This is a genomic window from Candidatus Pantoea communis (assembly GCF_011752685.1).
Lineage (GTDB): Bacteria > Pseudomonadota > Gammaproteobacteria > Enterobacterales > Enterobacteriaceae > Pantoea > Pantoea communis.
Genome location: NZ_VWXC01000014.1, coordinates 17,823 through 38,379, shown reverse-complemented (window position 1 = coordinate 38,379; position 20,557 = coordinate 17,823). Strand labels below are relative to the sequence as shown.

The 20,557-nt window shown below is 52.2% G+C and carries 18 protein-coding genes; 5 read left to right on the top strand and 13 right to left on the bottom strand.

The features are described from left to right. Positions 1-95: 95 nt before the first annotated feature. The 3 genes from F3J37_RS18320 to pdeR all read left to right on the top strand — a co-directional run bounded on the left by F3J37_RS18320 (position 96) and on the right by pdeR (position 4,593). Positions 96-2,162, top strand: a complete 2,067-nt coding sequence (locus F3J37_RS18320) for a carbon starvation CstA family protein (protein ID WP_166934978.1) — start codon at positions 96-98, stop codon at positions 2,160-2,162. Beyond that, positions 2,155-2,451, top strand: a complete 297-nt coding sequence (locus tag F3J37_RS18315) for a YbdD/YjiX family protein (protein ID WP_058959794.1) — start codon at positions 2,155-2,157, stop codon at positions 2,449-2,451. The genes F3J37_RS18320 and F3J37_RS18315 overlap by 8 nt, the downstream gene beginning before the upstream one ends. A gap of 156 nt (positions 2,452-2,607) precedes the next feature. After that, positions 2,608-4,593: a cyclic di-GMP phosphodiesterase gene (gene pdeR, locus F3J37_RS18310; RefSeq protein WP_034821445.1), complete on the top strand. Its 1,986-nt coding sequence runs from the start codon at positions 2,608-2,610 to the stop codon at positions 4,591-4,593. Positions 4,594-4,605: 12 nt separating this feature from the next. Here the strand turns inward: pdeR and F3J37_RS18305 are convergent, their stop codons facing one another. The 3 genes from F3J37_RS18305 to araD form a co-directional block, all read right to left on the bottom strand. Beyond that, the gene (locus tag F3J37_RS18305) at positions 4,606-5,472 is read right to left on the bottom strand and encodes a crotonase/enoyl-CoA hydratase family protein (protein ID WP_034821448.1); all 867 of its coding nucleotides are present in this window, start codon (positions 5,470-5,472) and stop codon (positions 4,606-4,608) included. 140 nt (positions 5,473-5,612) lie between these two features. Then, positions 5,613-6,596, bottom strand: coding sequence for a 2-keto-3-deoxygluconate transporter (gene kdgT / locus F3J37_RS18300; protein WP_038646709.1), 984 nt, complete (start codon positions 6,594-6,596; stop codon positions 5,613-5,615). Between the two features lie 230 nt (positions 6,597-6,826). Next, on the bottom strand, positions 6,827-7,525 hold the full coding sequence (gene araD, locus F3J37_RS18295) for an L-ribulose-5-phosphate 4-epimerase (protein WP_166934975.1): 699 nt from the start codon (positions 7,523-7,525) through the stop codon (positions 6,827-6,829). A 328-nt stretch (positions 7,526-7,853) separates the two neighbouring features. Here araD and osmB point away from each other — a divergent pair, with 328 nt between their 5' ends. Next, a complete protein-coding gene (osmB, locus tag F3J37_RS18290; protein ID WP_034821457.1) occupies positions 7,854-8,072 on the top strand; it encodes an osmotically-inducible lipoprotein OsmB in 219 nt (72 codons plus the stop codon). 68 nt (positions 8,073-8,140) lie between these two features. On the opposite strand, the gene yciH is transcribed toward osmB, so the two are convergent. From yciH to pgpB, 5 genes are all read right to left on the bottom strand, one after another. Next, the gene (yciH, locus tag F3J37_RS18285) at positions 8,141-8,464 is read right to left on the bottom strand and encodes a stress response translation initiation inhibitor YciH (protein ID WP_166934974.1); all 324 of its coding nucleotides are present in this window, start codon (positions 8,462-8,464) and stop codon (positions 8,141-8,143) included. Continuing rightward, positions 8,464-9,171 (bottom strand): orotidine-5'-phosphate decarboxylase, encoded by a 708-nt coding sequence (pyrF, locus tag F3J37_RS18280; RefSeq protein ID WP_166934972.1) that lies wholly within the window; start codon positions 9,169-9,171, stop codon positions 8,464-8,466. Before pyrF ends, yciH begins: the two co-directional genes overlap by 1 nt. Positions 9,172-9,371: 200 nt before the next feature. Next, entirely contained in the window at positions 9,372-10,541 is a 1,170-nt protein-coding gene (gene lapB / locus F3J37_RS18275) for a lipopolysaccharide assembly protein LapB (protein ID WP_058959800.1), read from the bottom strand. Positions 10,542-10,547: 6 nt separating this feature from the next. Further along, positions 10,548-10,853 carry a LapA family protein gene (locus F3J37_RS18270; protein ID WP_166934970.1) on the bottom strand — a complete coding sequence of 102 codons (306 nt, stop codon included), beginning with the start codon at positions 10,851-10,853 and terminating at the stop codon, positions 10,548-10,550. 127 nt (positions 10,854-10,980) lie between these two features. Then, positions 10,981-11,745 (bottom strand): phosphatidylglycerophosphatase B, encoded by a 765-nt coding sequence (pgpB, locus tag F3J37_RS18265; RefSeq protein WP_166934968.1) that lies wholly within the window; start codon positions 11,743-11,745, stop codon positions 10,981-10,983. Between the two features lie 229 nt (positions 11,746-11,974). Between pgpB and ribA the strand changes: the two genes are divergently transcribed. Beyond that, positions 11,975-12,568 carry a GTP cyclohydrolase II gene (gene ribA / locus F3J37_RS18260; RefSeq protein WP_034821474.1) on the top strand — a complete coding sequence of 198 codons (594 nt, stop codon included), beginning with the start codon at positions 11,975-11,977 and terminating at the stop codon, positions 12,566-12,568. 40 nt (positions 12,569-12,608) lie between these two features. Here ribA and acnA read toward each other — a convergent pair whose 3' ends face one another. From acnA to topA, 5 genes are all read right to left on the bottom strand, one after another. Continuing rightward, entirely contained in the window at positions 12,609-15,290 is a 2,682-nt protein-coding gene (gene acnA, locus F3J37_RS18255; protein ID WP_058959802.1) for an aconitate hydratase AcnA, read from the bottom strand. Positions 15,291-15,728: 438 nt separating this feature from the next. Beyond that, entirely contained in the window at positions 15,729-15,908 is a 180-nt protein-coding gene (locus F3J37_RS18250; protein WP_034821480.1) for a YciX family protein, read from the bottom strand. Between the two features lie 3 nt (positions 15,909-15,911). Next, positions 15,912-16,070, bottom strand: coding sequence for a YmiA family putative membrane protein (locus F3J37_RS18245; RefSeq protein ID WP_071845610.1), 159 nt, complete (start codon positions 16,068-16,070; stop codon positions 15,912-15,914). Positions 16,071-16,563: 493 nt separating this feature from the next. Next, a complete protein-coding gene (cysB, locus tag F3J37_RS18240) occupies positions 16,564-17,538 on the bottom strand; it encodes an HTH-type transcriptional regulator CysB (protein WP_034821485.1) in 975 nt (324 codons plus the stop codon). Positions 17,539-17,729: 191 nt separating this feature from the next. Continuing rightward, a complete protein-coding gene (gene topA / locus F3J37_RS18235) occupies positions 17,730-20,327 on the bottom strand; it encodes a type I DNA topoisomerase (protein WP_160833606.1) in 2,598 nt (865 codons plus the stop codon). Positions 20,328-20,557 lie beyond the last annotated feature (230 nt).

The window sequence follows — 20,557 nt, the reverse complement described above, 5'->3', positions numbered from 1 at the left end:
CTGATTCGATTCCCTGTCGTTAACAATTCATTACATTACTTTTAACTTGTTGTATCCGATCGCCTATTTTCCCGGTCTCTACAAGGAGTTAACTCATGAACAACGTCAAAACCGGATTGATCTGGTTAGCGGTGGCGTTAATTGGTGCGGGTGCGTTTGCCATGCTGGCGCTCAGCCGTGGCGAACACGTCAACGCCGTCTGGCTGGTTATTGCGTCCGTTGCCTGCTACAGCATTGCGTATCGCTTCTACAGCCTGTTTATCGCTGAACGTATTTTCGAACTGGATGACCGTCGCCGCACGCCTGCCGAGCGGCTGAATGATGGTCTCGATTATGTGCCGACCAATAAATGGGTACTGTTCGGCCACCACTTTGCGGCGATTGCTGGTGCCGGTCCACTGGTTGGCCCGATTCTCGCGGCGCAGATGGGCTTTCTGCCTGGCACCATCTGGATTTTGGTTGGCGTGATGTTGGCTGGTGCGGTGCAGGATTTCTTGATCCTGTTCATCTCTACCCGTCGTGATGGTCGCTCGTTGGGTGAAATGGCACGTCAGGAGCTGGGTTCGTTTGCTGGCGTGGTCACCATGCTCGGTGCGCTTGGCGTGATGATCATCATCCTGTCCGCGCTGGCGCTGGTGGTGGTGAAAGCGTTAGCCAACAGTCCGTGGGGACTGTTTACCATCGCTGCAACCATTCCAATCGCGCTGTTTATAGGCGTGTATATGCGCTATCTGCGCCCCGGCAAGATCGCTGAAGTGTCGATTATCGGTTTTGTGCTGATGATGGCGGCGATCATTTACGGTGGCGATGTGGCTGCCGATCCCTATTGGGGGCCGCTCTTCACACTGAAAGGCACCGAACTGACTTGGGTGCTGGTTATCTATGGCTTCGTCGCCTCTTCGCTGCCGGTGTGGCTGCTGCTGGCTCCGCGTGATTACCTCTCAACCTTCCTGAAAATCGGTGTCATTATCGGGCTGGCGGTTGGGATTCTGTTCGCCATGCCGGAACTGAAAATGCCGGCGGTGACCAAATTTATCGACGGTAGTGGGCCGGTGTTCTCCGGTGCGCTGTTCCCGTTCCTGTTTATCACTATCGCCTGTGGCGCCATCTCCGGTTTCCATGCGCTGGTCTCCAGTGGCACCACGCCAAAACTGGTGGAGCGTGAAAGTCATATCCGATTCATCGGCTATGGTGCGATGCTGATGGAATCCTTCGTGGCGATCATGGCGCTGATATGTGCCTCGGTGCTCGATCCGGGCGTCTATTTTGCTATGAACGCCCCTGCCGCGCTGATTGGTACGACGGTGGAAAGTGCCTCACAGGTGATTAACGGCTGGGGCTTTGTCGTGACGCCGGAGATGCTGAGCGGTATCGCGCGCGATGTGGGTGAAAGTACTGTCCTCTCGCGGGCCGGTGGCGCACCAACCTTCGCCGTGGGGATGGCGCACATCATCACCGAGGTATTTAACAGCCGGGTGATGATGGCGTTCTGGTATCACTTCGCCATTCTGTTTGAAGCGCTGTTCATCCTGACGGCGGTCGATGCCGGTACCCGCGCCTGTCGCTTTATGGTGCAGGATTTGGTCGGCACCGTGGTGCCCTCCATGGCCAACAACCGTTCCTGGCTGGGCAATATGGCGGGCACCACGGTGGCCGTAGCCGGATGGGGCTTCTTTGTCTACCAGGGTGTCGTCGATCCGCTGGGCGGCATCAATACCCTTTGGCCGCTGTTTGGCATTGGCAACCAGATGCTGGCCTCAATGGCGTTGATTCTCGGCACCGTGGTGCTGTTCAAAATGAAGAAACAGCGTTACGCGTGGGTGACGATTTTACCGACCGCCTGGCTGTTTGTGACCTCCATGACCGCCGGTTGGCAGAAGATTTTCCACGAGAAGCCCTCCATTGGCTTCCTTGCGCAAGCCAACAAGTTCCGTAAAGGAATTGATGAGGGGGTGATTATCGCTCCGGCGAAAACCGTGGCAGACATGCAAACTATCGTATTTAGCAATCAAATTAACGCGGCCCTGTGTGGCTTCTTTATGCTGGTGGCCGTGACCATGTTGATTGCAGCGTTCTTTGTTATTCGCCGTGCCCTGGGCAGTCAGGTACCTACCACCCATGAATCCGAAGTCTCCCTCCGTAAGGAGGTGCGGAATGTCTGAGTCCATTCATCGCTGGAAAAAACCGATTGGTGTCTGGCACATTCAGCATTGCTTACCGATCGCACCCCAGGCCACCGGGCAAACTCTTAATCGCTGGCAACAAATATGGCAGGGATTGAAGCAAAGTTTTCGCTTAATGGTTGGCGTTCATGACTATCAAACTTATCTGAAGCATATGCGTGAGCACCATCCTGGGCAAACGCCAATGGATGAGCGAGCCTTTCATCGCTACTGCCTTGAGGCCCGTTTTCCCAGCCAGGCAGGCAAGCTCGGCAAGTGTCCTTGCTGACATTTTTAAGCCCCGATTTTCGGGGCTTTTTCGTGCCATTCTTTAGTGAAAACAAAAATATATTTGGTTTGCATCTTGTGCTAACGCAGGAGGTTGAATACTGTTGCTAAAATAATGAGATACCGCCTGCTCAGCATTTCCCCGGAGGAAGTTTCCATGACCGATGAACAAGGGCAAACGTTGCTATACACCCTGTTTGGCACAACCAGCCCTCATTGGCGTTTAACTTCAGATAGCGATGCTTTGCATTTTGCCGAAGATGAGAATGCCAATACCAATTTGGCGGTTCCATTAACCCCCGCGCAGGCCAGTTTGCTGCGTGCGATGACGGTGATCACCTCCAGTATCAACCTGACACTCTCCCTGCGCGGTGCGCCGGTGCCTATGCACTTTGTCGGCCGCAAGGTCAACCAATCAACATGGGCTGGTACCTCTTCCGCCTGGGGTGATACCTCCTCCGTGGCGCGTGATTTAACACTCGGATTGTCTTTTGCTGAACAAGTGGTCTCCGAAGCAAACTCGGTGATTGTGATCCTCGACCAACGCGGGAATATTCAGCGATTCAATCGCTTAAGTGAAGAGTACACGGGTCTGAAAGAGCAGGAAGTGATCGGCCGCAACGTGTTTCAACTGTTCATGACCAAGCAGGAAGCGCAGGCTTCGCGACGCAACATTTCGGGTTTCTTCCGCGATGGCAATTCTTATGAAGTGGAACGCTGGATCAAAACCAAAAAAGGCCAGCGACTGTTTCTGTTTCGTAATAAGTTTGTGCACAGTGGTAGTGGGAAAAATGAAATTTTCCTCATCTGTTCTGGAACCGACATCACAGAAGAGCGACGTGCTCAGGAACGCTTACGCGTCCTCGCCAATACTGATACGGTGACCGGTTTACCGAACCGCAATGCCATCCATCAACAGATTAGTCTGGCACTGGAATTAGCCAATGGCAGTCAAACTGGCGTGGTTTATCTCGATCTGGACAATTTTAAGAAGGTGAACGACGCCTACGGCCATATGTTTGGCGACCAACTGCTGCAAGCGGTCTCCCTCGCCATTCTCAGCTGTCTGGGCAAAGATCAGACGCTGGCCCGTCTTGGTGGTGATGAGTTCGTGGTACTGGCAGAACATACCAGCCAGGCTGCGCTGGAAGCCATGGCATCACGTATTCTTGAGCGCCTGCGTCAACCCTTCCGCGTCGGTTTGATCGAAGTCTACAGCGGCTGCTCGATTGGTATCGCCCTGGCCCCGCTGCACGGCGAGGATCGGGAAAGTCTGATCCGCAACGCCGATACCGCGATGTATCACGCCAAAGAGAATGGGCGCGGTAAATTCTGCGTGTTCGCTAACGAGATGAATCAGCGTGTTTTCGAATATCTCTGGCTTGATACTAACCTGCGTAAAGCACTGGAACTGGAGCATCTGGTGGTGTACTACCAGCCCAAATTAGATCGTGACGGCGAAGTTCGCAGCGCAGAAGCATTGGTGCGCTGGAATTCCGTCGAGCGCGGTCTGGTGCCGCCTGGCGACTTTATCTCGTATGCTGAAGAATCGGGCCTCATCGTGCCGCTCGGCCGCTGGGTGATGCTGAACGTTCTGCAACAAATTATTCAGTGGCGCAGCGAGGGAATTTACCTGCGCGTTGCCGTTAATGTTTCGGCTAAACAATTGATTGACCAAAGTATTTATACCGATTTAAAGCAGGCGCTGAGCGAAGCCGGACTCACGGATTGTCCCATTGATATCGAGCTCACCGAAAGCTGCCTGATTGAGAACGAAGCCGGTGCACTCACGCTGATGAAGCAGTTCCAGGAACTGGGGGCTCAGGTTCATCTTGATGACTTTGGTACAGGTTATTCCTCGCTTTCCCAGTTGGCTCGCGTGCCCATTGATGCAATCAAACTGGATCAAAGTTTCGTACGTAACATCAACAAACAACCGGTGGCGCAATCTCTGGTCCGTGCCATTGTCGCCGTGGCCAAAACCCTCGATCTGCAAGTCATTGCGGAAGGGATTGAAACCAAAGCTGAGGAGAAGTTTGTGATGACCAACGGTGTCGATGGGCGTCAGGGTTATCTTTATGCAAAACCAATGCCCGCTGAACAGCTCGGGCATTGGCTGGCTAAGCATCCTGCCCGCGTTTAACGCTGCTCTCGATTATCCGGCTTTGCGCAGGGATGCGCTATGACGGTTCTGTAGTTGCACCAGTCGTTCCATGTAAGCAATGTCTTTAGGCTCCAGTGTAAAGGCGTAATCCACCCAATCTTCCGTAATATCCATCAGCTCGGCTCGCGAGAGTTGCAGTACGCGCTGGCGCGCTTTCAACATGGCACGCACACCATTCAGCTTCGGACGTAGCGTATCGATAAAGGTACGCGTGGTACGGTAAGCATCGCCTGGCTGGAAGACTTTATCTACCAGACCGCGCGTCTCATACCACTCTGCGCTGTGCGACTCCCCTTCACAGATCAGCTCTTCGGCCAGCTTCATGCCGGAACGCCGTGCAACCAGTGAATAGCCGCCCATGCCAGGGAACAGATTGAACGCGATCTCCGGGAACCCCATCCGTGCAGAGTTTTGCGCCAGAATGAAGTGATGGGCCAGCGCGGCTTCAAAGCCACCACCCAATGCACTCCCTTCAATCATCGCCAGCGTCACCGCTCCGGTATCAAAACCCCGCGCTGCCGAATGGATGCAATCCACGCAGGCACGCGCATAGGCCCGCAGCGCTTCACGACGGTTGTTACGAATGCACTCCACAAAGAAACGCAAATCGCCTCCGGCGTTGAACATCTGTGGTACCAGCGAACCCGTCACCCAAAAATCAATCGGCAAACCCGAACGTTGCGCGGCATAGCTCAGATTCATGATCTCCTCAATTAATTCGTGGTTGAAACTGGGGCGCGGTTGGGCACGCAGCATCATCCACATGGTGTGTCGACCCTCTTCATAGTAGGCCGCCAGCTGGGTGGTTTGTCCGACTTCGGTAAACAATCTGCAAGTTGGTTGGTTAATTACTGTCATAGTCTCATCCTCTAGTTATGTGATGCGTTAAACGCAACATCAGCGTAATCCAGAGTGAGGCCAGACCAAATGAGAGATTGATTTATAAAGTAAAATCCAGAGATATCCCCGACCATGGGGTCGGGGAAAGATAAGCAGGCTTACTTGATGGCAGCGCGCTGTCCTACCGCCACATGAGAACGCTTAACGCGTTTTGAATAGACGGCGGTGATAATCGGTACTAATACAGAAGTCACAATAACGGATGTCGCCACCAGTGCGGTGGCTGCGGGAGCGACCGGTTTAAACTGTGGCAGCATCTCGGCAATCAGCACCGGCGTCGCCACTGCCGCGCCTGCGGTGCTGGATGCTGCGATCCCAGCCGTGCCATCACCACCACCAATTAATCGGTCGGCAATAATGAGTGGGATACCGGTGATGATGATGACGGCAACACCGAGCAATACGCCCAATAAACCGGTTTGTGCGATCACGGCCAAATCGATGGTGTTACCCAAAGCGAAGGCAAAGAACGGGATTAAGGTATGTACGGCTTTGCCAAAGAATTCGCGCAATTCCGGGTCAAGATTGCCAAGCGCGAAACCGACAATAAAGGGCAACACCGCGCCAACAAACACGTGTGGCTCAAACGAAGCAATGCCTGCGGTCCCCAGGATCACCATGGTCATCAGCGGACCCGATTCCAGCGACATCAGCACAAACGCGCCTGCTTCTTCTTTTGAACCGTATTGCTGCATGATGGAGGCATAAAGGCCGCCATTGGTCATGTCCATCGCAGCAACCAATGCTAGCGTGGATAAACCGGCAAACATACCGACTTCTACGCCATTTTCCGGCATCATGCGGGATGCCACGGCAGCCACGACCCAGGCAACGGCGATTTTGGTTAATACCAGGGTGCCGGATTTACGCAGCACGGTTCCGGTTGCGCTGAGTTTGATCGATGCCCCCATACAGAAGAACCATACCGCCAGAATCGGCACGGTGCCCGTCATCAGGCCGTTAGTAAAAGAGCCAAAGTATTTTCCTGCGCCGGGTGAAAACGTGTGGCAAAGCGCGCCCAAAAACAGCGGAATTAACATCATACCGCCTGGAATCTTATCGATTGCACGTTTGATATGCATAGTTGTGTCACCTTTACTGAGCCAGAAGGAGGTGCGTTATCGTTCGCCGGATGGCATGGCAGGCAAGATAACCACTGGCAGTCAGGAAAAAAGTGATCGAATCGATATTAATGAAACAGTGTTTTATTTATATAGATTTGGCGTTTCTTTTTTATGATATGCATCGCCATACCAGCGCTAAATAGCAAAAAATTAAGGCGCTCTCAGGCGCCTCAATGAAGTTTCAATGTTCAATTCTGCCCGTACCATGCATTCTTGCCATGCTTACGCAGATAATGCAGATCGAGTAAATTCTGCGAAATCGGAGGCAATTCGCTGCGCAGTTGTTCCGTGTGAAGTGCCATGTAAGCCACTTCTTCCAGCACCACCGCACTGTGCACAGCTGCATCCGCGTCTTTACCCCAGGCAAAGGGGCCGTGCGAGTTGACCAGCGCAGCGGGAATGTCGGCGGGCTTAATACGGCGTTGCGCAAAGCTTTCGATAATCACCTGCCCGGTATTCCATTCATACTCTTGCTGTATCTCTTCACGCTTCATCGCACGCGTACAGGGAATGGTGCCGTAGAAATCATCCGCATGTGTTGTACCCAGAGCCAAAATGTCTCGTCCGGCCTGCGCCCAGATTGTGGCGTGCCGTGAATGGGTATGTACGATGCCACCAATCTCCGGCCAGGCAAGATACAGCGCGCGATGGGTGGCCGTATCGGATGACGGACGTAGCGCCCCTTCCACCACTTTGCCGCTGGCTAACTCCACCACCACCATATCGTCACGCTGCATATTCTCGTATTTCACGCCCGAAGGTTTGATCACCAGCAGGCCATGGTCGCGGTCAATGGCGCTGACGTTACCCCAGGTAAAAGTGACCAGGTTATAGCGCGGTAAGTCAAGGTTGGCTTCCAGCACCTGCTGCTTGAGCAATTCCAGCATGATTATTTCTCCTGCGAACTGTGATAGCTGAATTGTGCTGAACAAGCAGAGAAAACGTTATGGATCTAATCGCTGTAAAAGCAGCGGAAAGTCGCTGAGACCGGATAAGTGTGGCGTGAATTAAGAATTTTCTATCCTGGAGGAATTTAGCTTTGCTTCAGCTGGCTAAAGTCAGGAGCGGTACGGTTTCCACCGGTTAATTCGCCCATTAAAGCGCTGTACGCGGGCATCAAAGTGAACAATGAATGACACGCAGGGATGACGTACTTCGTTGCGCAACATCTATACTTACAAGGTTGCCTCTGTACATACAATCAAGGAGAAAGAGATGACGACAACAATGAAACGTATGACCGTTGCGGTATTAGCTGCCACCCTGGTTGTTGCCTTGAGTGGTTGTTCGAACTGGTCAAAACGCGACCGTAATACCGCCATCGGGGCGGGTGCGGGCGCAATCGGTGGTTCTGTTCTGACTAACGGAAGTGCACTGGGTACAGTGGGTGGTGCAGCCGTTGGCGGTATTATCGGCCATCAGGTTTCTAAATAACGATAAAGATTCAGGCTACGCAGCGCATCTACAGCGTCACGGGCCGCACAGTGTGCGGCCCGTTTTTATTAACCGCCGGCTAATTTAACCTTCATGCCTTTGGCTTCAAGTAGTGCTTTCAACAGATCACGTTTATCGCCTTGAATCTCGATGACGCCATCTTTGAGTGACCCACCGCAGCCACACTTCTTCTTCAGTTCTGCCGCCAGTTTAGTGAGCGCATCATCATCCAGATCAATACCGGTAATCAGGCAAACGCCTTTGCCTTTGCGGCCGCTGGTCTGGCGTTGAATGCGCACTATGCCGTCCCCTTGCGGGCGCGGCGCTTTTTCTTCTTCCTGTACGATACGGCCAGTTTCAGTGGAGTAAACCAGTCGGTTGTCCTGAGCCATTAGGCCTCCTGTAAACTTTGCAGGATAGTATGCAGCGTTGCAGCCGGATCATTGGATTGGGTGATCGGACGCCCGATCACCATGTAATCCACGCCAGCCTGTTTTGCCTGCTGCGGCGTCATAATACGGCGTTGATCGCCCGCATCACTGCCTGCCGGACGAATACCTGGGGTCACCAGTGCGAAATCCTGACCTAACACCTGTTTAAAGTGCTCAGCTTCCTGAGCGGAACAGACCACGCCATCCAGGCCACACTCACGCGTCAGGCGAGCCAGACGTTCCGCCTGCTGAGCGGGAGAAAGCGTAATGCCGAGACCTCTGAGATCGTCTTCATCCATGCTGGTTAATACGGTTACCGCAATCAACAATGGCGCATCTTTGCCAAAAGGCAGCAGCGCTTCACGAGCCGCATTCATCATCCGCGCCCCGCCACTGGCGTGAACATTAACCATCCACACACCGAGATCGGCAGCCGCGGCTACCGCGTGCGCGGTGGTATTCGGAATATCATGAAACTTCAGATCGAGAAAAACGTCAAAACCACGCGACTGCAGTGTTTTCACCAGTGACGGGCCAAATAGCGTAAACATCTCTTTGCCGACTTTCAGGCGACACTGGCTCGGGTCAATGCGGTCCACAAACTGCAGTGCGCTGTCGAGATTATGATAGTCGAGCGCCACCAGAATCGGTGAAGTGGTTACAGGCATAACGTTTCCTCAAAGGCAGGCACCCGCGGGCGCAATGGACAAACGGCAAGCATTCTACCCGTGCATGCCCTTCCCGACAATCTCACAGCGCGCTTTAGACCGATGATAGACTGAAGGCTGCACAATGCCACGGCTCTCTTTGAGAATTTAAGGTTATAGTATGTTGTAACTATCGTGCGGTTATAATAAAAAAACGGCCGTTACTGGCCGTCGAGTCCGCGGATTGGTTTCACAGAAGACCATGCGCGGCAGGATGGGCAATGCCAATAAAGCGCATGCGCGGTAAATCCGCACTTTTGGCAGCGGTAGCGTGGTTTGGTGCGAATCTGTTCGCCCACCATATCGCGCAGCACCATCAGGCTCTCTTTGGCACGACCATCTTCTGCTTCATGCAGGTGGAAATCCATCAAGCGATGGAACACGCGCATGGTCGGATGGCGCTGTAACTGGCGATTAATGTATAACTGCGCCGCTTCAGGCCCCTGCTGCTGTTCGAGGATATCAGAGAGGTAAAGTTCAGCGGCCGCGCCGGTATTCTCCTCAACGCAGCGTTGTAAAAATTGCGCCCAATCTTCAGGCTGATTCAGTCGCTGATAGCAGGTTTCGAGCATCGATAAGGTTTCGCTCACCAGCTCTTTATCTTGATCCAGTACGCGCTGCAGGCGGGCCGTTGCTTTAGCGTATTCGCCCTGCTCCATAAAGATGCGGCCCATCATAATGGAAACGCGCGCGCTTTGGTGATCGGCCGATTCACCTTTTTTCAGTAAGCTCATGGCGCGATCAAGATCGTCACTGCTCAACGCCTGAAGCGCAAGCTCGCAGTAGAAATGGGCAATTTCGCCCTTGTGCTTCTCTTTGCCGAGCTTGACCAATCTTTCCGCCACTTCGATGGCTTTCTGCCAGTCACTGGTTGCCTGATGAATCTGTATCAGCTGTTGCAGCGCACCGATACGGAAGTCGGTTTCATCAATCAGTTGGCTAAACATGTCCTCGGCGCGATCGTAAAACCCGGCGGCCATGTAATCGCGTCCCAGTTGCTGGATAGCCAACAGGCGCTGTTCATAGCTCAGGGAAGCGCTTTCCATCAGGGATTGGTGGATGCGAATGGCGCGATCAACTTCGCCGCGTGAACGGAACAGATTGCCGAGCGTCAGGTGAGCTTCAACTGTGCCGCTGTCCTCCTTCAGCATATCCAGAAAGAGATCGACAGCTTTGTCCTGTTGATTGGAAAGCAGGAAGTTTACGCCGGCAACGTACTCACGTGACAGACGATTGGCTTCCTGTTGCTTATCCTGATGTGCACTGCGACGGCCCATATACCAGCCATACGCCGCAGCAACAGGGAGAAGCAAAAACAGCAATTCAAGCATCGAAACTTAATCCCGACGACCAGTAGTAGAAGAATTTGTCACAGCCGTTGATTGTTCGTTCTGCGCCTGCATGCGTTTCAGCTTGCGCTGCGCGTGAGCGAGAGAAACACGTATCCGCAACCAGAAAAGACCGCAAATTGCCCATCCAAGCAGGAATCCGGCACCAAACAGGCTCGCCAGCAATGTGGAGATGCGGAATTCACCCTGCGCCAGCAGATAGTTAAAAGTGACGATTTGGTCGTTATGCGCTCCAAGCGTGACGGAGATGATAAAAATGACCAAAACCACGAGAAAAATCAGCAAATATTTCACAATGCGTCCTGTCGTGAGGTTATCCAGTAGAAGTATGCCAAAAAAGTGCCGTCGATGCTGCTTATCAGCACATCACTTAGTGCATTTTCCGTAAGCGCAATCAATCATATGGGGGCGCGCGCAGAAATTACAATCCATCATCACGCTGTTCAATCTCCTGCTGCTCTTCGCGCGGCACCGTAAGCGGGCCACAAAAACGCTGCGCCAGCCATGTGGCAACCGTAACCAGTAGCCAGGAAATCAGGGTGGCCACCACCAAATCGCGCGGCCAATGCATACCCAGCAGTAAACGACTGCCCATGACCATGGTAGCCCAGGCAAACAGCACGACCACGGTCACGATGTGGCGCCTTGGCCAGAGTAAGCCAATCACCAGCAGCGCCCAGCTGGCAGCAAACATGGTATGTCCGGAAGGAAAGGCAAAGCCGGTTTCAAACGCCCAGTGTTTTTTTAGCCATTGCGGCAGCTGAGTGTCGTTAGCCACTAAAGTCGACACCAACTGACTGCGCCCCTGACGGTTTTGCTGATAAAACGCCCCTTCATCAATACCGTAACTCTTCTCCAGCCAAACCACATAGGGACGGGGTTCCTGCACCTGCTCTTTAATGAAAGATTTGGTGTACTGGCCAGCAAGAATAGCGCCGTTCATGAAGAGGATCAGTAAAATGGCGGGTTTAAGTCGGAAGCGTAAGCACCATAAAACCCAGGCGCTGAGGATAACGCTGGTCAAAATACCCCAGGGGCTGGTGACGGTTTCTGTCATCCAGAACAGCACCCGTAAAAACGCGCTACTCTCACCTGGCTGCCATTGCCAGCCAGAGAGCCAGACAACAACGGGCATAATTATTAATAAAAGCATTCCCAGGGTGGTGCGCTGCGCAATTTTTAACATCCGTTTCCTTTTAGATCCGCGAGTATTCGCGAGACTGGCATAACTTTAGCTGAAAAAAGAATAACATACACGTTGCGGCTTAGATAATTGTGCTTTATCACTACAATAACTCTGACTGATTAACGGCCCGGGTGAAGGTTGTGGCACAATATTGTCAGTTTTGTCGGGCCAGTCGGGCCCGTGCGTTATCATGATGATAGCGCATCCTCTGAAGGTTCTGGAGAGTCACATGCAGCTTAAACGGGTAGCAGAAGCCAAACTGCCCACGCCATGGGGAGATTTCCTGATGGTTGGTTTTGAAGAACTGGCAACTGGCCAGGATCATGTCGCGCTGGTTTACGGTGATGTTAGCGACCACAATCCAGTGCTGGCGCGCGTTCACTCTGAGTGTCTAACCGGTGATGCGCTGTTCAGCCTGCGCTGCGACTGTGGTTTTCAGTTGGAAGCGGCGCTCACCGCTATCGCTGAAGAAGGACGCGGCGTGCTGTTATATCACCGCCAGGAAGGCCGTAATATCGGTCTGTTGAATAAGATCCGCGCCTACGCTTTGCAAGACAAAGGTTACGACACCGTGGAAGCGAATCATCAGTTGGGCTTTGCCGCCGATGAGCGCGATTTCACCCTGTGTGCAGATATGTTCAAACTGTTGGGCGTCAATGAAGTCCGCCTGCTGACGAACAATCCACGCAAAGTCGAGATCCTGAGCGAAGCGGGAATTAATATTGTAGAACGCGTGCCGTTAGTGGTTGGGCGCAACCCCAAAAATGCTCACTACCTTGATACCAAGGCAGAAAAAATGGGCCATCTGCTGCCAAAAGCGTAATGCAGAAAGCAAAAAGCCGGGAAATCTCCCGGCTTTTTCTTTAGTTCAGCATATTACGTATCACATAATGCAATATGCCGTCGTTCTGGTAATAGGTCAGCTCATTGCCGGTATCGATACGACACCGGGTTTCCAGCGTCTCTTTTTTACCATCGACGCGCGTCAGGGTGACATTCACAGTACAACCCGGTTTCAACTGGGAAAGGTTTTCGACATCAATAAACTCCTCCCCGGTTAATCCCAATGTTTTGCGCGTGACGCCAGCAGGGAATTCCAGCGGCAGGATCCCCATGCCGATCAGGTTAGAGCGATGGATACGCTCGAACGACTCAGAAATAACCACGCGCACCCCTTGCAAACGTGGGCCTTTCGCAGCCCAGTCGCGGCTGGAACCTGAGCCATACTCCTTCCCGGCGACCACTGCCAGTGGCACACCTTCGGACTGATACTTCATGGCAGCATCGTAGATCGCCAGCTGTTCATTGCTGGGGAAGTGTTTGGTGTATCCCCCTTCCACACCCGGCACCATTTCATTACGAATACGAATGTTGGCAAAGGTCCCGCGCATCATCACTTCGTGGTTACCACGACGCGAACCGTAGGAGTTGAAATCGGTGCGCTCAACACCATGCGACAGCAAATAGCGTCCAGCAGGACTTTCCGCTTTGATGCTGCCTGCCGGCGAAATATGGTCGGTGGTGACAGAGTCACCCAGCATCGCCAGAATGCGAGCGCCTTTAATATCCTGGACCGGCTCCGGTGTTTTACCCATGTCATCAAAGAACGGCGACAGTCGGATGTAAGTTGAACCCTCATCCCAGTCATAAGTCGCGGCTTCACTGACCTTTATTTGCTGCCACTCAGGCGTACCGTCGAAGACCTCGGCGTATTCCTTATGGAACATATCACTGGTCACTTTCTGCACTGCGGCGGCGATCTCTTCTGGTGATGGCCAGATATCCTGCAGAAAGACATCCTTGCCCTGCCGGTCCTGCCCGATGGGATCGTTCTGCAGGTTGAGTTTCATGTTACCGGCAAGTGCATAAGCCACCACCAGCGGTGGCGACGCCAGCCAGTTAGTTTTCACCAGCGGATGGATGCGCCCTTCGAAGTTTCGGTTACCCGACAGCACAGCACCGACGGTCAGATCGCCCTCTTTAATCGCGCTTTCAATTTCATCTGGCAATGGGCCCGAGTTACCGATGCAGGTGGTACAACCATATCCCACCAAATTGAAACCTAATTCATCCAGATAAGGTGTCAGTTGAGCCACCGCGAGATAATCCGACACCACTTTTGATCCCGGTGCCAGCGAGGCTTTCACCCAGGGTTTGCGCATCAAGCCACGCTCAACCGCATTTTTCGCCAGCAGGCCCGCGGCCATCAATACGCTAGGGTTGGAAGTATTAGTACAGGAGGTAATAGCAGAAATGACCACCGCGCCATCTTCCAGCTGATAGCTATCACCGGTCTCGCTGTCGCGATACGTGACGGTCTTGTGCGCTTTCTGCGCATGATTAACTTCAAGTTCGTTGCTGGCATCAAAGGCGGCGGGTACATCACCTAAAGAGACGCGATCCTGCGGTCGTTTTGGACCGGCAAGACTGGATTCAACATCTGCCATATCCAGCGCCAGTGAGCTGGTAAACCGTGGTTCGTCGCCCGGATTTCGCCACATCCCTTGCTGCTTAGCATAAGCTTCGACTAAATCGACTTGTTCGGCATCACGCCCGGTCAGGGTCATGTAGCTCAGGGTGATTTCATCAATGGGAAAGAAACCGCAGGTGGCACCATATTCCGGTGCCATATTGGCGATAGTTGCGCGATCGGCCAGCGGCAAATCGGCCAGGCCATCACCATAAAATTCCACGAATTTACCCACCACACCATGCTTGCGCAGCATTTGCGTCACGGTTAAGACTAAGTCGGTCGCGGTGATGCCAGGACGCAGTTTGCCGGTGAGTTTGAAACCGACAACGTCGGGGATCAACATAGACACGGGTTGCCCTAACATGGCGGCTTCGGCTTCAATACCGCCAACACCCCAGCCCAATACGCCCAGCGCGTTGATCATCGTGGTATGGGAATCTGTGCCGACTAAGGTATCAGGATAAGCGACCTCTTTGCCTTCTAGCGTTTCATGCCAGACGGATTTCCCCAGATATTCCAGGTTAACCTGATGGCAGATACCGGTGCCGGGCGGCACTACGCGGAAACGATTAAACGCTTTTTGTCCCCAGCGCAGGAAAACGTAGCGTTCGTGGTTGCGCTCCATCTCCAGACGCACGTTTTCTTCGAAGGCGTCTTCATCCCCAAAATGGTCAACGGTCACCGAGTGGTCAATAACCAAATCGACCGGCGATAAAGGATTAACTTTGGCCACATCGCCGCCGAGGCGCTTTACCGCTTCACGCATCGCCGCTAAATCCACCACCGCTGGCACGCCGGTGAAATCCTGCATCAACACGCGCGCTGGGCGATAGGCAATTTCCCGGTCAGCATGCGCATCTTTCTGCCAGCCAACCAGAGCCTGTATATCTTCAGCTGTCACGGAATCCTCATCCTGCCAGCGCAGGAGGTTTTCCAGCAACACCTTCATTGATTTGGGTAAGCGATCGATATTACCCAATTGCTGGGCAGCTTTTGGCAGGCTGTAGTAATGATATTTTTTTGCCCGAACGTCCAGCGTATCCTGACTGTGCTCCCGTAACGTTAACGACATAGCTCCTCCTTATATGGGCCTCTCTTTTAAACCTCAATAACCACAAGGTTTAGCTTAAAGATAGACCACAATTTCGTTAACGATTTGATAACAACACGAAATGACACATAAAGGCACAAAGAAAAATGCCCCGACGTTTGTCAGGGCATTAATAGAAATCAGTACAATTTGAGTTATTGGATTAGATCATTGCCCACACGGCCGCGGCCCAAAATGCAAAGGAAAAGGCATAAACGCCGAACCATGAAAAAGTCGTTGTATTCATCGAGTCACTCCCTCCCGGATTCCGGGCAAAAAAAGTCCACCGTCTTCAGCGTTGTACTGATGACACCGTTTTTTTAATGCTGAGTGTTAAAGGACGGGCTTTTAAAATGCCCACCGGATAATCCGGTAAAGAGAGGTATGGATGTCTATATATAGAACAAAACGCAGACTGCGTTATTTCGACTTCGGATCCATGAACGATTCGATAAAGTTACGCTGGTTTTCACTCAGTTCCCACGACGCAGGAATCGCCACAGGCTGTTCAACGCTCTTTACTTCTTTCGCTTTGCACGCTGACGTGTTCGGCTGACGCGCAGAAACCGGAGACTTACGGCTGAGTGTATTTGCCCACATGGCTTAACCCCACATACGCCAAATCATCAATGCCACCACTACCCAGAACAGTGCTGAAGCAGCGAAGACGGTCAACCAAGCCTTGCGACGCACATTACCAGAGCGCTCAACCTTGGCGGTTTTTGTACGAAAATCTTGTTGTACAGTCAGTCTAGTGTTCATAGTTTTTGATAATCACTCTCAATAAAACGATTGTTGATAACGATTAAGATTTAGGACGAATCCTAAACTTGTTAAGTCCGAAAATCCAGTTATTTTTATTGAGCACAACGATTAACGCTATTTATCAAAACCCAAAATATTGATGAGATAAATTTAATTACTGATCAAACTATTCATCGAATACATACATTGTAAATTTGGGTTAAAACAAATTTAGTACCATTCTAAATTTGAGTTTAATTTAAAGAGCCTGACTAAAAGGCCTTTCTCATCAGTTGATAACTGGAGTATGGGAATATTCCTGGCGGTCCGCAAAGCGGCAGCGTAAATTTTGTGTACTGTTTCTCATTTAAGAACTAACAATGAAAAAACATGTGATCGATGTTTCATTTACAAAAAAATAATGAAATTTTTTGAGATTCTTGTGGCGCTAACCAGGAAGGAATTCACAAGATGCCCACTGGACACCTTGTGAAAATAATGAGTTAGGTGATTATTTGAAGGGTAATTTGATATCGCGGAACATCGCTTCGATATCTTCATTTGAACGCAATGCGACCGCTGCATCCACGACATCACGGGTCAAATGCGGCGCGAAACGTTGAATAAAATCATACATATAGCTTCGAAGGAACGTACTGCGCCTAAAGCCAATTTTGGTTGTGCTATTGGTAAAAATTTCTGATGCTTCGATTCGCACCAGATCCGGATCGGATACCGGGTCCACCGCCATACTGGCAATGACTCCCACGCCTAAGCCCAGACGCACATACGTTTTGATCACATCAGCGTCGGTGGCGGTAAAGACGATACGAGGTGTTAATCCTGCACGATTGAACGCAGTATCCAGCTCTGAGCGGCCAGTAAAGCCAAAGGTATAGGTCACGAGCGGGAAATCGGCCAGCTCTTCAATCGTCACATTCGATTTGCCTGCCAGCGGGTGGTCTGGCGTAACGACAATCGCGCGGTTCCAGTGATAGCACGGCAACATAATCAGGTCGTCGTACAGATGCAGCGCTTCGGTCGCAATCGCAAAGTCAGCATTTCCCTTCGACACGGCTTCAGCAATTTGCGTCGGCGAGCCCTGATGCATATGCAGGGATACGCGCGGGTAACGCTCGATAAACCCTTTTATCACACCGGGCAAGGCATAACGCGCCTGAGTATGTGTGGTCGCCACATACAGCGAGCCTTTATCAGGCCAGGTGTGCTCACCCGCGACAGACTTAATCGCATCCACTTTGGATAATACTTCACGAGCAATTCGGATGATCTCTTCACCTGCTGGCGTGACCTGAGTGAGATGTTTTCCACTACGCGCAAAAATCTGCACGCCGAGTTCATCTTCCAGCATACGCACTTGTTTACTGATACCCGGTTGTGAGGTATAGAGGCCTTCAGCGGTGGAGGAGACGTTGAGGTTGTGATTAACCACCTCGACGATGTAACGCAACTGCTGCAATTTCATAGTTATATCTTCCCGGTAGCGACAGAGGGGCCATCCCTGCAGGCGTGTTTCCGCCTTAATTAAGGTATAGGGAGGGAAAGCATGTCAGCGAAACGAAAAAAGCTATAACCACTATATCAGTTAACGAAAGAATGTAGAACGATTAGCTATAAGGATGAGGAAAAGGCCAGCAGAAGCTGGCCTTGAGGGAATTACTTCTTCGCTTCCTGCCACTTACCGTCGATATAGAACATCGACCAGCCAGTCGCTTTGCCCTCCTTCTCGGAGGAAACATACTGCTGCTTAGTTTTACGGCTAAAACGCACTAACGTTTTATTGCCTTCCGGATCCGCCGCTGGCGCTTCCGCCAGATATTTCAGCTTCTCCGGCAGACGGTCAGCAAAACGTTGCAGCTCTTCCACCAGCGGCGCACGCGTTTCACGCGATTTCGGGAAGGTGTTGGCCGCCAGGAATACCCCTGCCGCACCGTCACGCAATACAAAGTAGGCATCTGATTTTTCACACGCCAGCTCAGGCAACGGTACCGGGTCTTCCTTCGGTGGTGCAACTTCACCATTGCGCAGAATCTTGCGAGTATTTTTACACTCGTCGTTGGTGCAGGCCATGTATTTGCCGAAGCGCCCCATTTTCAGGTGCATTTCGGAACCACACTTTTCACACTCTACGATCGGGCCGTCATAACCTTTGATGCGGAATTCGCCCTGTTCGATTTCGTAGCCGTCACATTCCGGGTTGTTACCGCAGACGTGCAGCTTACGCTGATTGTCGATCAGGTAGCTGTCCATCGCGGTGCCACACTTCTGGCAACGACGACGGGCACGCAACGCATTGGTTTCAGCATCATCGCCTTCCAGTACGTTAAGAACCTCATTTTCCGGAATCAGATTGATGGTCTGTTTGCAGCGTTCTTTGGGTGGCAGCGCATAACCGGAGCAGCCGAGGAATACGCCGGTACTGGCGGTACGGATACCCATTTGCCGGCTACAGGTCGGGCAGTCGATCGAGGTCAGCACCATCTGGTTCGGCTGCATGCCGCCCTCTTCTGGCTCTTTCTCGGCCTGACCTAACTGCTGACTGAAATCGCTGAAGAAGGAATCCAGCACCGCTTTCCACTGCGCTTCATTATTGGCGACCTGGTCAAGGCTGTCTTCCATGCGCGCGGTGAAGTCATAGTTCATCAGTTCACGGAAATTCTGTTCCAGGCGATCGGTGACAATTTCACCCATCTTCTCAGCATAGAAGCGGCGGTTTTCTACCCGCACGTAACCGCGATCCTGAATGGTGGAAATAATTGAGGCATAGGTCGATGGACGGCCAATACCCCGTTTTTCCAACTCACGGACTAAGGAAGCTTCGCTGAAGCGGGCTGGCGGCTTGGTGAAGTGCTGGCTTGGCATCAGCTCCTTCAGGTCAAGCATGTCGCCGACATTGACCGGTGGCAGCGTCAAATCTTCATCGTTTTTACGCAGGGCTGGCATCACTTTTGTCCAGCCATCGAAACGCAAAGTGCGGCCTTTCGCTTTCAGTTTAAAGTCTGCTGCACCCACCGTCAGGGTGGTGGAGTCATACTGCGCCGGCACCATCTGGCAGGCCACAAACTGACGCCAGATCAGCTGGTACAGTTTCTGCGCATCAGCTTCCATATCTTTCAGCTGTTCTGCCTGGATGTTGACATCCGAAGGTCGAATCGCTTCGTGAGCTTCCTGCGAATTCTCTTTACTGGCGTAAGTGATTGGCGATTCTGGCAGATACTTCTTACCAAAACTCTTCTCCACAAAGCCGCGTGCCATCGCCACCGCATCCTGACTCAGGTTGGTGGAGTCAGTACGCATATAGGTGATGTGACCCGCTTCGTAGAGACGCTGCGCCATCATCATGGTTTTCTTCACGCCAAAACCGAGACGAGTACTCGCCGCTTGCTGCAGCGTCGAGGTAATAAAAGGCGCAGAGGGTTTGCTGCTGGTCGGTTTGTCTTCACGATCCAGCACTTCGTAACGCGCTTTCTCCAGCACGGATACCGCAGCATGAGTTTGCTCGCGATTAACCGGACGGAACGCTTTATCGCCCTGATGCGTGACTTGCATCGCCAGCGCGTCGCCTTTCGGCGTAGAGAAATCCGCATCGATTTCCCAATACTCTTCCGGCACGAACGCTTTGATTTCGTGCTCGCGCTCAACCACCAGTCGCACAGCCACCGACTGAACACGACCCGCCGACAAGCCACGGGCAATTTTCTTCCACAGCAGCGGGGAAACCATGTAACCCACCACGCGGTCCATAAAGCGACGCGCCTGCTGCGCATTGACACGTTCAATGTTCAGTTCGCCCGGTTTTTCAAACGCCTGACGAATCGCATTTTTGGTGATTTCGTTGAACACCACGCGGCTAAACCGCTTATCATCGCCACCGATCACTTCCCGCAGGTGCCAGGCAATGGCTTCCCCTTCGCGGTCAAGGTCCGTTGCGAGATAGATGTGGTCGGCGTCTGCGGCAAGGCTCTTCAGTTCGGCAACGACTTTCTCTTTGCCCGGCAGAATCTGATAGTCCGCTTCCCAGCCGTGCCACGGGTCGACACCCATGCGGCTGACCAATGCGGCCTTCTCATCCTTCTTAACCTTTTTTCCTGTTTTCGCCTTTTCCCCGTCGGTAGTTTTACGGGCAGTTGAACCGCTGGTCGGCAAATCACGGATATGACCGACGCTGGATTTCACCACGTAGTCATTACCGAGGTATTTATTGATTGTTTTGGCCTTTGCCGGGGACTCAACGATTACGAGTGCTTTACCCATATGTACCTTTACCTAATTGAAACGTCCTGATAAACGGGAGAGGATTCGGTGCCCCAAAACCCAACGGGTTCAATATTGCTGCCAGCTTTTCACATTTCAAGGCAGCGGGGATAATCTCAGGTCAGATTGCATCGACTTATGCAACTTTATGATTAGAAGCGGGTTTTCCATCTGACAGCACCACACATCCGGGTGTGATCTCCCTGAAAGCTGAATCGCCCACACTCTAC